The following is a 13,153-nucleotide window of genomic DNA, read 5'->3' on the forward strand; positions in this document are numbered from 1 at the left end:
TGAGCCCGTGACCGATATCGGCCGACGCCGGTTGTTGCAGGCCGGCGTTGCCGCCGGCCTTTCTCCACTGCTGCCCAGCATCGCCCGGGCCGCAGCGATCGCCCCCGCCGCGCAGACGCGCAGCCTGGAAGACCTGCAGCACATCGTGGTGTTCATGCAGGAGAACCGTTCGTTCGACCACTACTTCGGCACGCTGCCGGGCGTACGTGGCTTCGGTGATCGGTTCGTCGCCCCGGCCGCCGCGCTGCAAGCAGGTGGCCGCGTCCGCAGCCTGTGGCTGCAGCCCGATGCCAGCGGCAAGCGCGCGATCGCGCCGTTCCCGCTGGATACCGCCGCGCACTTCGGCTACATGCGCGTGGAAGGCACGCCGCATACCTGGCCCGATGCGCAGCGCGCCTGGGACCAAGGTCGCATGGGGCAATGGCCGAAGGCCAAGCAGAACCACTCGATGGGCTACTTCCAGCGCAGCGACCTACCGTTCCAGTTCGCGCTGGCCGATGCCTTCACGATCTGCGATGCCTACCACTGCGCAATGCAGGCCGGCACCAACCCGAACCGGGTGTTCCTGTGGACCGGCCACAACGATCCGCAGGCCCACGCTGGTGGCCCGGTGATCGCCAACTCGCACGACAATTTCCCTGAACAGGGTGGGCACCCGGCGTCGTACCGCTGGACCAGCTATGTCGAGCGCCTGCAGAGGGGCGGCGTGTCCTGGCAGATCTACCAGGACATGGCCGACAACTTCACCGACAACCCGCTGGCGGGTTTCGAGGCCTTCCGTCAGGCCCACCGCGCGGCGCCAGGGCATGACCCGCAGCTGCGCGCGCGCGGGGTCAGCACGCGGGGCCTGACGCAGCTGCGCCAGGACGTCATTGACGGGCGCCTGCCGCAGGTCAGCTTCATCATCGCCGACGCGGCCGGCAGCGAACATCCCGGCCCGTCCAGCCCGGCACAGGGCGCGGCCTATACCGCACGCGTGCTGGATGCGCTGACCGCCGATCCGGACGTGTGGAGCCGCACCGCCCTGCTGCTGATGTTCGACGAGAACGATGGCTTCTTCGACCACATGCCGCCCCCTGCCCCGCCTTCGCCGGTGGACGGTGGCTGGGCGGGTGTGTCCTCGGTCAGCACCGAAGGCGAGTACCACCGGCACCCGGCACCGGGTGACGAAAAGTACGATCTCGCCGAACTGCGCGGGCGCCCGTACGGTCTGGGACCGCGCGTGCCCCTGTACGTGATCTCGCCGTGGAGTCGCGGCGGCTGGGTCGATTCGCAGGTGTACGACCACACCTCGGTCATACGGCTGATCGAGCGCCGCTTTGGCGTGGCCGCACCGGACATCTCGCCGTGGCGCCGCGCGGTCTGCGGCGACCTCAGCACTGCGTTCGACTTTGCCCAGCGCGATACCCGCCCGTTCGTCTGCGGCCTGCCCGACGTGAGTGCGGTTGCCGCACGCGCCGCTGCCTTGCCGGGACGCACCGTGCCCACGCTGCCAGAGGGGCTGAAACCAGCGAAACAGGAAAGCGGTGTACGCCCGGCGCGCGCCCTACCCTATCGTCCGCAGGCATCGATTGCCGCAGTCGATGCCTCGGGTGTGGATCTGACGCTGTCCTGCGAAGGCGCGGCGGCCGTGCTGCATGTCTACGATCGGCTGCGGCTGGATGCGGTACCACGCCGCTACACGCTGCTGCCAGGTACGCCACTGCGCGAGCGCTGGCCGCTGGACGCCCAGGGCCGCTATGACCTTTGGCTGCTTGGTCCGAACGGCTTCCACCGCCACTTCCAGGGTGCGGTCAAGGCGCCTGCCGTGCAGGCTTCGATCGAGCGCGCGGACGGCCAGCTACGGCTGCACCTGCGCAATCTGCACAACAGCGCGCAGAATGTGCGGGTGCAGGCCGGCGCCTATGCCGGGCACATGCCGGAGCAGGCGCTGGTGCTGCCGGCGCATGCTGAGGCCACGGTGGCGTGGGACGCGGCGCCCACCGCAGGGTGGTACGACCTGCGCATCGGTGCGGGCGACAGTGCACTGCGACTGGCCGGCCGCGCCGAGGATGGGCGCCCCGGCACCAGTGACCCGGCAATGGGCAGCGAGCCATTGCGGTTCGAGCACGATTGAGGAGCCCTCTGTAGAGCCGAGCCCACGCTCGGCTACTTCTCGCCGTGGTCGCATTGCACCGAAAAAGCAGCCGAGCGTGGGCTCGGCTCTACAGCGCAGACCGGTAGATTCAGGCCTCCTGCAGCCCCGGCCGGCCGTGCTCCACCGCGTAGCGCTTCCAGCTCTGCAGCGCGCCATTCGGCTGCATTACGGTATCCAGCGTCTTCATATCGCCGATCCACGCATCGCGGGTGACATCGCACAGCACGTAGCCACGCTTGTCGGTGGTCGCTTTCAGATAGGGGCTGTGCGCAATCTGGTTGCTGGCATACGCGTCCACACCCTGGCCATCGGCGCCGGAAGTGATCGACGTGGCGAGGAACTCGCTGGAGATCACGCCCGAGTCACGGTGGTCCTGCACCAGATCGCTCGCATAGTGGCGATGCGCGTCGCCGCAGGCAGTCACCACGTTGCCGAAGCCCACCTTCTGGATGTGGTCAAGCAGGCGCCGGCGGCTGTCCAGATAGCCTGACCACTGGTCGTCGGACGATTGCACCACGCCGTCCTTCTCGCGCATGTAGTTGCCCAGCGCCACCTGGTGGGCGATCGTGTGCCAGCGTGGTGCAGCATCGGCCAGGCCCTCGAACAGCCAGCGCTCCTGCTTCGCCCCCACAATGCTGCGCTCTGGCGATTCCACCTCCTCACGCAACGCCATGTTCACCTGCTTGCTGCGGTACTGACGGGTATCGAGCAGGTGCAGGTCCATCAGCGTGCCGTAGCGTGCGCGCCGGTACATCTGCATGTGGCCATCGCGCGGGAATGCCGAGCGGCGCAGTGGCATGTTCTCGTAGTAGGCCTGGAACGCCTGTGCGCGACGCAGCAGGAACACTTCGCTGGGCGTGTCATCCTGGTCTTCGGCACCGGCCCAGTTGTTGTCCACTTCATGGTCGTCAAAAGTGACGAACCACGGTGCCGCCGCATGCGCGGCCTGCAGGTCGGGATCGCTCTTGTACTGCGCGTAGCGGCGGCGGTAATCATCCAGCGTGTAGATCTGCGGGCCGACGTGGTTGCGCAGGTTGGTGAACGGCTGGCCGTTCATCTTCCGCAGGCCCGGCTGGCTTTCGCCTTCGTAGATGTAGTCACCGTAGTGGAAGACGAAATCCAGCGGTTCCTCGGCGATGCGTCGCCACGCGGTGTAGTGGCCTTCTTCGTAGTGCTGGCAACCAGCCACCACAAAGCGCACCCGGTCCACCGCTGCCGTGGCTGACGGCAGCGTGCGCGTACAACCCACTGCGCTGGCGTGGCCGCCTACGGTGAAGCGATACCAGTAGGGTCGGCCCGGTGCCAACCCTTCCAGCTCCACGTGCACCGCGTGGCCGAGTTCGGGATGCGCCATTGCCGAGCCCTGGCGTACCACCCTGCGCATGCCTTCGTCTGCTGCCAGCTGCCACTCGACCACCATCGGCCGGGCCGGCATGCCACCACCGAACACCAGCGGCTCGGTCGCCAGCCGTGTCCACAGCACCATGCCATCGGCCGAGGGATCACCCGAGGCCACGCCCAGGGTGAAGGGCGTGCTGGCAAAGCGCGGCGAGGCCAGCAGGTTGCGTGGGTTCAGTGCAGTGGCGTCGGTCTGCGCGGCCAGTGCGCGCGCCGTGCCCATCCAGGCCCCTGCGGCCGACAGGCCGGCCAAGGCCAGGAATCGCCTGCGATTGATCGTCTCCACGGATGACCCCTCAGTTGTAGATGATGTGGAAATAAAAGAAGCGGCCGTAGTCGTCGATCTCGGTTCGGAAACGCCCGTTCGGACCGGTGCTGTAGGTTGGCTGGGTGTTGAACAGGTTCTTGGCCTCGTACTTCAGCGTTACGTGCTTGCCGACCTTGTGGCTGAAAGCCATGTTGAACGTCATGTATGGGTCGTAGTACGAATCCAGCCATTCGGTGTCACCGAAGTCGACCAGCATCCGGCTGCGGTAGGTTCCGGACAGGCGCAGTTGCGAGCTCTTCCACGGCATGCGCCAGATCACCGACCCATTGAGCGACCAGTCCGGCTGGTACAGCAGGCGGTCCAGGCGCCGCTCGGTGCCATCGGTGATGCGGTAGTTGGTCTGGCCTTCCAGACGCGTCGCGTTGAAGTACATGTCGAAGCGCTGGCGGCCCCACTGCAGATTGCGATTGGCCACCGCGAACTCAACGCCACGGAGCTTCGACTCGTCGGTGTTCATCGGCTGGGTGACCCGGTAGCGGGTGTCCCCCACGTTCTCGAACGTGGTCAGGGTGTAGATATCGTCCTTGATCACCTTGTCGAACAGCGCCACCGAGACCAGGCCATTGTTGCCGTTGAAATACAGGTCCCACGCCAGGTCGACGTTGGTGGAACGGCGCGGCTGCAGGTTGGCATTGCCCTGCTTGATGGTGCAGAAGCCCCTGCCCTCCTCGTCATCGCCACAGCTGGTGCTGGTGGCCTGGGCGATGTTGCTCGGCGTCGGCCGGCCCAGCGTACGGCTGGCGGAGAAGCGCAGGCGCTGGTCCTCGCTCAGCTTGAACGTCGCATTCAACGAAGGCAGCAGGTTGTTGTAGCCACCGCTCGTGTTGCGGAAGGCGGAGGTATACGTACTGCCGCCATCATCGCTGAACGGGCTGTAGGCATCGAAGCGGGTGTGGTCGTAACGCAGGCCGCCGATCAGCAGCAGCCGGTCCCAGGCGTAGTGAGCGGACACATAGGCATTGGTGATGTCCTCCACGTACTTGTAGTCGCTGGTGAAGTTGGCATTCGGATACGCCGCATTGTTGTTGCCCAGCTTCGGCAGCAGTTCCTCGTTCCACTTGCGGTTGTCGATCAGAGGGAAGCCCGGCACGCTGCCCAGCAGCGTCGACCCCGGGTACAGGTAGTCGTTGAGCGTGGCACTGCTCCTGAAGTAGTCGAAGTCGATGTCCTGCCAGATCTTCAGGTGGCGGTACTCGGCACCGGTGGCCAGGCCGAAGCCACGCGCATCGGCGTCGATGTTGTAGCTGAAGTCCGCGCGCAGGTTGTCGATGCTCTCCTTGGCATCGCGCGGGGAGACATAGGCCTGCGCCGGATTGAGCTTGAACGCGGAGCTGGTCAACAGGCTGGAATCAGAAACCGCTACCGCGTTTGGGAACCCGTGACTGTCATTCTCGTAGTCGACGAACAGATTGCTTGGATAGGCACGCACACCCCAGTAGACCTGGTTGTTGTGGAAGGTCTCTTCGGTGTGGCCACCACGCAGGGTCAGGCGCGAACGGTCGTCGACGTCCCAGTTGAAGCTGGCGATGGCGCCACGGTTGCTGCGGTCCCAGCGGTCGTGACGGTTCTTGATGTAGATGCTGTTGATCTGGGTGGTGCCGCTGTCCTCGGTCTGGTTGCGGATCGGAAACTTGGCGTTGCCATACAGATCCGTCTTGTTCATCGTCGAGTTCTCGTAGAACCGGTACGAGTACAGCAGCAGCGATGCGTAGAACGGATCATCCGAGGGCTTCCACTCAAGCTTGGCGGAGCCACCGAAGTTGGTGATGAAGTTGGTATAGGTGCCGGTACTGAAGTTGCCAGGCGCACGCAGGCCGTTCCAGCCCTTGGCCTCGTCCGGACCCGTGGTGCCGTCGGTGAGGTATTTTCCAGCGTCGTTGTAGTAGTAGTTCGACTCCACCCAGCGCTTGACGCTGTTGCGTGAACGCTGCTCATAGCGTGCCACCGCAACGATGCCGAATTCCTGGTCGGCGCCGAACTGGTTGGAGAACACCATCTTGGCGCTCTTGCCGAAATGGCCCAGGGTCTCGTGGTTGCCGCCGGCGCTGCGCTCGACGTTGGTCTCGGCAGTGGAATAGATGCCTGCCACATCGGCAAACACGTACCTGCCGGACCGGTCGAAGGCACTACGGCTGATGATGTCGATCACACCGCCGATCGCATCCGGTGCCTGCTCCGCACTGAAGCTCTTGTAGATGTCGGTTCGGGTACCGATGTCGCTGGGAATCAGCTGCAGGTTGTTCATGCGCTCCCCGGAGCCACTGCCCCCCACGCTGGCGATCGCGATGCCATTGATGGTGGTGTAGTTGAGGTTGGCCTGCACGCCGCGCACGGTCACGTAGCGTGGTTCGCCGGCATCCTCCACCGCACTCAGGCCTGGAGCGGCCATCAGGCTCTCGGCCAGGGTCTCGTCGCCGTAGCTGTCCATCTCGTCGTAGACCACCGAATCCTTGATCACCGGCGACGACTTCTTCTGGTCGATGACCTCATGCGCGGCAATCACCTTCACCGTGCCCAGGGTCGGCGCCAGCACCGCCCCGGCCTCGCGCGGCATCGGCGCGGCTGGCTTCGGCGCATTGCGTGCGGGTGCCGGATCGATGGCGATGACATTGCCATCCACCACGGTGTAGCCAAGGCCGGTACCCGCCAGCAGTGCGTCCAACGCCTGCTTGACGGTGGCGCCCCGCGGCACAGCCCCGGCCATGTGCGCTTCGCCGCTGCCCGAGTACAGGAACTGCACGCCGGAACTGCGCGACAGCTGCTCAAGTGCACGTGCCAGCGGTTGCGCCGCGATCGCCGCTGACACGCGGGTTTCAAGGCCATCGGCAGTGGCCGCGGCCGCGGCCGCCATTGGCACACTGCATGGAGACAGGGCGAGGATGATCGACAGGTAGAGCGTGTTGCGCATCACGGGTCCTTGGAAGAGAGAAGGCAGCAGGCGCAGCTGCGTGGCTCGGCAGCGGCTTCTTCCAAGTAAGAGCCCGCTTCCACCGAAGTGGAGAACGCGGATTCGATGAATTTTTTCTGACAGCTCACGACCGCGCGGGCCTCAGCGACTGCCGACCCGCACTGTGTCGCCTTCGCGCCTCACCACGAAGCGTGGGTCGCGTTCAAGGAAAGCCTGCAGCGCACCGATGCGATGCGCGTCGAGGCTGCCGGATAACCGTGCCGATGCCGCGCCTTCGTCCAGTACGCGCACCTGCACCTGGTTGTGCCGGTTGAAGGCAGCTGCCACCTCATCGAGCCGCTCATCGAGGAAGGACACTTTGCGCTGCTGCCAGTCCAGCAGCATCGACAGCGGCATGTCCACTGACTCGACGGCATGGCTTCGCGCGTCGACCTGCACCACCCGGCCCTGCTCCAGCTGGGCCAGGCGGCGGGCATCCGCGCCCTGGCTCCAGACCTCGACCTCGCCGGAGACCACGCCGATGCGGGTGCTCTGCAGCCGTCGCGATACATCGAATACAGTGCCGATATCCCGGATCTCCAGGCCGTTCACTTCCACCTCGAACGGACGGCGGTCGCGGGCGATGTCGAACGTGGCCTCCCCCTGCAGCAGCTCCACCCTTCGACTGAACCAGCTCATGCGTACCCGCAGTCGGCTGTCCGCGTTGAGCCGCACCTGGGTCTGGTCGGGCAGCACCAGGTCGCGGAGTTCACCATGCCCGGCACTGTAGAGCTGCTGGGTGGGCATCATCTGCGAAACCAGGCCCACGCCGAGCAGGGCAACACAGGCCGCGGCAGAGACCGTCCACCAGCGCACGCGACCGCGACGCAGCACGGCGCGGGGCGGCGCGTGCGCACGACCGAACAGCGGCACCACCTTGGCGGCGACCTGCTGCGGTGGCACCAGCGCCGCATCAGCCAACGGCGATTGCAGCGCCTCGCCCACCTGCCGGTGTAGCGCGAGCGCGCGCATGTAGGCGCGAACATGCTCGGGCGAGCGCTTCATCCAGTCGAGGAACGCGACACGCCCGGCCTTGTCCAGCCCCCCCTCGCGATTGCACAGGAACCAGTGCGCCGCCTCACGTTCGATCGCGTCGTCAGGCCTGCGTGATGGATACCGATTCATGTGAGCTCCCTGGCGCCCAGCGCCTTCCTGCAGGCCTCCAGCCCCTTGCCGATATGCTTGCGCACCATGTGCACCGACACCTGCAGCTGCTGGCTGATTCCCGGGCAGTCCAGCCCGTCGCGGTAGTGCAGCTCCATCACCCGGCGCGTGGTCGCCGGCAACCGCGCGATGGTGCTGCGGATATCGTTCCAGCGCTGCGCACGCTCGAATTCGCCCTCGATGTCTTCTTCGCTTTTCAGCACTTCGGCCAGCAGATCGACGTCTTCCAGCGGCGGTAGCGACGACCGCACGCGGGCGTGCTCGCGTGCCAGGTTGGCCGCCACGGTGAACAGGTAGGCTTCCGGGTTCTCGACCGCGTCGGCATCCTCGCCGGTGCTGCGCAGCAGCCGCAGGTAGACCTCCTGCGCCAGGTCTTCGGCATCCTCGCTGGCCGAACCGCGACGCAGGAAGAAGCCACGCAGCAGCCGGCGCCGCAGTTCGTAGCTCTTCTCCCAGATCCTCACGCTGTTCACGGCCGGCCAACCACCCCGAGGCTGGAAAGCCCAGCAGGGTGACCGCCATCGATGACAGTGGCGTTTCAACGACGGGAAGGCAGCCGCTAGAATGCGGCCCCTGCAATGTCCCGGCAGCCCGCACAAGGAGTGCTCCCATCAACGCACGCACCGCCATCAACACCTTCAGCAGCCTGCTGTTCCTGCTGCTGGTCGCCCACACCACCGCCTACCAGCAGCAGATGTGGCCACCCAGCCGGGTCATCCATGTGCATCCGGTAATCGTCATCCTCGCCTATGCGCTGGGTGTGCTCACGCTGCTGTTGTGGATCGGCGGTCGTCGTGCGCCGGAACCCGCCCAACGCCTGGCGCGCTGGTTGCCCATCGTCGCCTGGTGCCTGCTGGGCATCGGCGTGGCGATCATCCCGGTGTTCCTGCCGGGGCTGTCCCCGGCCTGATCAGCGGCAGCGCCCAGCGCATCGGCCCATGATACGGCGCGCGGCACCAACCCTTGCTTGCCAGAGACCCAAGCCCCGCCCGCCTACCCAAGCGCGGGGGGCAGGCCTACGCTTGTCTTCTCGGTGGCCGCCACGGTCGCCCTTCGCGTCACGGCGCCCGCCGTTGCGACCCCGCTCCAGTGCTGTGCGCCCTGCCGGTGTTGTCGCCCATGCAGACGTCCGACCGGCGCCCTCTGGAGACAGCCATGAACCAAGCCCTCATTCCCTTCGATACCGATCCGCTGGAAACCCAGGAGTGGCGTGAATCGCTGCGGGAGGTGATGCAAGCCGGTGGCCGGCCACGCGCGCACTACCTGATCGATCAGCTGAGCGGGCTGGACGCCCAGCAGCACGACGACCTGCATACCCGCGCATGGACGGCCGGGCGACCTGGCCGTCGAGCGCCGCCTGAACGCGATGATCCGCTGGAACGTGATGGTCATGGTGCTGCGTGCTGGATGCAGGACGCCATGGGCAGGTATGGCATCGACACCGGCAAGCGCGACCGGGCCCCGGTGTAAGGCGGCGGTGTTCACCACGCCCGTTGTGCGGGCGTGGTGAACGCAGGATCGCTACGGCATGCGTTTGAACAGGTTGGTCTGCAGGATCGGCGTCCCGTCGTGAGCGTAGAACGCCTTGGTCTCGGTCATCGTTGCCTGGTCATCGGCGACGGTGTAGATACGGGTGGAGGCCGGCGTACCGTGGTCCACCAGCTGCATCACCAGGGTGTTCGGCGCCGGCAGCTTCAGGTTGGCCTTGTCCGCGCCATAGGTGCCGGACAAAGGGCCCGGCGTACCGTCCAGCGCCAGCGTGCCGTCGGACTTCATGGTATTGCCATCATGCAGGACGATATCCACGTGCGAGCTCCAGCGGCCACCACCGGCGTCCTTGAACTCCAGCACCACCCGCTTCGGACGCTGCGCCTCGGGCAGTGCCGAGGTCGCGGTGTCCAGCGACCAGCGCCCCAGCAGCGGCGACGGGGACGCTTCCACCGCCAGCGCCAACCCGGCCGGCAGCGAACACGCACACAACAACACAGCGGACAACAGCTTCATACGTTGCTCCGTTCCAGTGAAGAAGGTGCTGCGTGACGCGTTGTGGGGCGCAGCGCTTCGGATCGTGCACAGCGTCGCGGCCCCGCACAAGGCAGGGCGCTGAACGCGCGGCAACCTCGTTCGCGCCTCCCGCGATTCAGGTCTGGCGGCATGGCCTCATCACGTCCTTGTCGATACAAATCGTTACGTTATAACATTTCATTCCTATTTCACGAGTCCTGCTATGCGTCGCCACCTGCTTGCTGCTGCCATCCTGCTCGCCGTCCACACCGCCCAGGCCGCGGACGAGCCCACCCTCCCCACCCTCCAGGTCCAGGCCTCCCCGCCCTCGCGCATCGACAGCCGGGTCACCGTCGACAATCCACAGGCGCAGAACCGTACCCTCGGAAGCCTGCTCGAACATGTCTCCGGCGTGCAGAGCAGCGCCTTCGGGCCGAACGCGGGCGCCCCGGTCATCCGCAGCCTCAGTGGCAACCGCGTGCAGATCCTGCAGGACGGCCAGTCGATTCTGGGCATGAACGCGATCAGCGGCGACATCAACATTCCGTTCGATCCACTGTTCGTGCGCAGCGTCACCGTCAACAAGTCCTCGGACACGGTGCGCTATGGCGGCAATGCGATCGGCGGCAGTGTTGAGATCGATTCGGGCCTGATCCCGCGCAGCATGGAAGACAAGGACCAGTCGATGGAACTGGTCCTGCGCAAGGGCTTCAATGCCGCCGACGCGCAGGGCTTCCGCATGAACTTCAACAACCAGCGCAACCTCTCGACCAACCTGCAGGTCTCGCGTCAGCGCATCTCGCACTACGACATCCCGGGCAACAGCAAGGCCGCCGTCTGCAACACCCGCCTGTTCCCGCCGACCGGCGGCGTCAACTCGGCGCTGGCCGACAGCTGCCAGAAAGAGGCGCGCGTCCAGCAGATCTACAACAAGGCCTCGCAGCCCTACATCGACCAGTTCATGAGCGAAAATCCGGACTGGGCCGATGGTGACTTCTCGTTCTTCACCAACAACCCGACCTCGGTCTGGCAGCGCCGCACCTACATCAATCCGGCCAACCCGGCCTACGTGCCCGGCACGCCGTCGTACGTGCAGAAGCAGTTCAACAACGATGTCACGCCCGACTACCATCACCGGCTGGGCAACAGCTACGCACGCAACGCGCAGGTGGCCTTCGGCTCGACGCTGTTTTTCGACCGTGGCTACGTGGGTGTCAGCATCGATACCAAGGACAGCGAATACGGCGTGCCGGGATTCTCGATGCAGAACCTGTCGTTCGGTTCGAACGATGCCGATGGCCTGCCGGTGGGCGTGGTGATCAAACAGGAACGCTACGCACTGGAAGCCCTGCTGCGCGATCCGCTGCCGTGGTTCGAGCGCGCGGAGCTGCGAGTTTCCAGGCTGGACAACACATCAGGCGAGCGCCTCGGTGCATCCAAGGCCAATGACTACGACTTCGAAAGCTCCCGGGCCGAGCTGCTTCTGAGCCATCAGCGCGTCGGTCCGCTCAGCGGCCTGCTCGGCTTCAGCCACCAGTCGCGCCAGGTCACCGGCAGCGGTTCACTGCGCTACCTGCCCGACGTCGACACCCGCAGCAACGCGGTGTTCCTGAAGGAGACGCTGGACTTCGGCTGGGCCAGTTTCGATGCAGGCGTGCGCCACGAGCGCGTTGACCATGACCTGCAACCAAGCCGCTTCAAGACAGCGCGCAATGCCGCCAACACGAAATTGCAGGACCGCGACTACCGGCTCAACAGCTACACCCTCGGATCGTATGTCGAGCTAGGCCCCTTGTTCGCCGCCAAGGTGCGCTACGCATCCTCGCAGCGCGCACCGGAGATCAACGAGCTGTATGCCAGCAACGCACACTATTCGGTGATGACCCAGGAAGAAGGCAACCAGAACCTCAAGCCTGAGCACGCGAAGAACCTGGAGCTGACCGGCCTGTTCCACATCGGCGGTTTCGAGCTGTCGGCCACCGCTTACCGGATGAAGTACGAGAACTATCTCTACCTCGGCCATTCCGGCCTGCAGACCGCCAACCGTCTGCCGCTCAAGTACTGGAAGCAGACCGACACCACGGTGAAGGGATTCGAGATCGACGCATCTCAGGTGCTGGACCTGGGCCGGTATGGCACGTTGAACATCTCTGCCTTCGCCGATCTGGTGAAGAACAAGGCCGACCACCCCGATCCGCTGCGCGCCCACAACGATGGCGAGTACCTCCCGAACATGCCGACCAACCGCTACGGTGCCAACCTGCAATGGCAGCGCGAAGGCTGGAAGGCGCAGCTGTCGAGCACCTGCTACGACACGCAGAAGTACCTCGGCCGCAACGTCAGCGAGGAAATCCCGCTGGACGCGTTCAACCTGGTTGATCTGCAGGTCAGCCGCGAACTGCCGGTGCGCAGCAGCTACATCGCCGGCATGGAAGTGTTCGTCAACGGCAGCAACCTGCTCAATGAGGAAGCGCGTCCACACAACTCGCCGCTGAAGTACATCGCGCCGCTGCCGGGGCGGGGCTTCCAGGTGGGTGTGACGGTAAAGCTCTGAGGAGAGCCTGATTCGGTCGCCATCAGCGATCAATGATCGCTGGATGGCACGCCGGGACCCTGCACCCGCGCAAAGAAAAACGCCTGCAGATCGAGGATCTGCAGGCGCTTCTTTGTATCTGGCGGAGTGAGAGGGATTCGAACCCTCGATAGAGCTTTTGACCCTATACTCCCTTAGCAGGGGAGCCCCTTCGGCCACTCGGGCATCACTCCGGGGTTTTCTCCGCGTCTGGTGCGTCGCACCTCAGCGGGGCGTGAATCATAACGTTAATCGAGTGCGAAGGTAAAGCGTTATTCGGCAGAATTTTCGCTACCGGTGCCACCGGCTTCATCACCACGCTGGATGCGCTGATAGATCTCTTCGCGATGCACAGCGACGTCCTTCGGCGCAGTGATGCCGATACGCACCTGGTTACCCTTGACGCCAAGCACGGTGACGCTCACCGAGTCTCCGATCATCAGGGTTTCGCCGACGCGGCGAGTCAGGATCAACATTTTTGTAAGTCTCCATGGAACCGTGTGGAAGGGTATCCCCCACCGGCTTGACGCTCCGTCAAGAAGCGCTACCACGACAAAGGGAAAAGATTCGCAATGGTACCGTCAGCCGTCCCGCTCCTACAAG

At 65.1% G+C, this 13,153-nt stretch carries 9 protein-coding genes, 1 tRNA gene and 1 pseudogene; 4 read left to right on the forward strand and 7 right to left on the reverse strand.

The window, feature by feature from the left end; genetic code table 11:
* Positions 1-7 precede the first annotated feature (7 nt).
* Positions 8-2,116 (forward strand): phosphocholine-specific phospholipase C, encoded by a 2,109-nt coding sequence (locus AC2A1N_RS10710; RefSeq protein ID WP_242891864.1) that lies wholly within the window; start codon positions 8-10, stop codon positions 2,114-2,116.
* A 109-nt stretch (positions 2,117-2,225) separates the two neighbouring features.
* On the opposite strand, the gene AC2A1N_RS10715 is transcribed toward AC2A1N_RS10710, so the two are convergent.
* From AC2A1N_RS10715 to AC2A1N_RS10730, 4 genes are all read right to left on the reverse strand, one after another.
* Entirely contained in the window at positions 2,226-3,821 is a 1,596-nt protein-coding gene (locus tag AC2A1N_RS10715) for an alkaline phosphatase D family protein (protein WP_242891872.1), read from the reverse strand.
* 10 nt (positions 3,822-3,831) lie between these two features.
* Positions 3,832-6,771 carry a TonB-dependent receptor gene (locus tag AC2A1N_RS10720; RefSeq protein WP_484372229.1) on the reverse strand — a complete coding sequence of 980 codons (2,940 nt, stop codon included), beginning with the start codon at positions 6,769-6,771 and terminating at the stop codon, positions 3,832-3,834.
* A 141-nt stretch (positions 6,772-6,912) separates the two neighbouring features.
* Positions 6,913-7,935, reverse strand: a complete 1,023-nt coding sequence (locus AC2A1N_RS10725; protein WP_242891877.1) for a FecR family protein — start codon at positions 7,933-7,935, stop codon at positions 6,913-6,915.
* Positions 7,932-8,447 carry an RNA polymerase sigma factor gene (locus tag AC2A1N_RS10730; RefSeq protein ID WP_134967737.1) on the reverse strand — a complete coding sequence of 172 codons (516 nt, stop codon included), beginning with the start codon at positions 8,445-8,447 and terminating at the stop codon, positions 7,932-7,934. Before AC2A1N_RS10730 ends, AC2A1N_RS10725 begins: the two co-directional genes overlap by 4 nt.
* Positions 8,448-8,485: 38 nt before the next feature.
* Between AC2A1N_RS10730 and AC2A1N_RS10735 the strand changes: the two genes are divergently transcribed.
* Positions 8,486-8,884, forward strand: a complete 399-nt coding sequence (locus AC2A1N_RS10735) for a hypothetical protein (RefSeq protein WP_242891878.1) — start codon at positions 8,486-8,488, stop codon at positions 8,882-8,884.
* A gap of 245 nt (positions 8,885-9,129) precedes the next feature.
* A pseudogene (aceE, locus tag AC2A1N_RS10740) lies at positions 9,130-9,427 on the forward strand (pyruvate dehydrogenase (acetyl-transferring), homodimeric type); the annotation flags it as partial.
* Positions 9,428-9,495: 68 nt separating this feature from the next.
* Here aceE and AC2A1N_RS10745 read toward each other — a convergent pair.
* Complete coding sequence (locus AC2A1N_RS10745) at positions 9,496-9,978, reverse strand: hypothetical protein (protein ID WP_061480151.1); 483 nt, start codon at positions 9,976-9,978, stop codon at positions 9,496-9,498.
* 223 nt (positions 9,979-10,201) lie between these two features.
* On the opposite strand from AC2A1N_RS10745, the gene AC2A1N_RS10750 reads away from it, so the two are divergent.
* Positions 10,202-12,532, forward strand: coding sequence for a TonB-dependent receptor (locus tag AC2A1N_RS10750; RefSeq protein WP_242891882.1), 2,331 nt, complete (start codon positions 10,202-10,204; stop codon positions 12,530-12,532).
* A 119-nt stretch (positions 12,533-12,651) separates the two neighbouring features.
* Here the strand turns inward: AC2A1N_RS10750 and AC2A1N_RS10755 are convergent.
* Positions 12,652-12,744 (reverse strand) — tRNA-Ser (locus AC2A1N_RS10755).
* 78 nt (positions 12,745-12,822) lie between these two features.
* Positions 12,823-13,026, reverse strand: coding sequence for a carbon storage regulator CsrA (csrA, locus tag AC2A1N_RS10760; protein ID WP_004152909.1), 204 nt, complete (start codon positions 13,024-13,026; stop codon positions 12,823-12,825).
* Positions 13,027-13,153 lie beyond the last annotated feature (127 nt).

The sequence above is a fragment of the Stenotrophomonas maltophilia group sp. SKK55 genome, assembly GCF_057179845.1.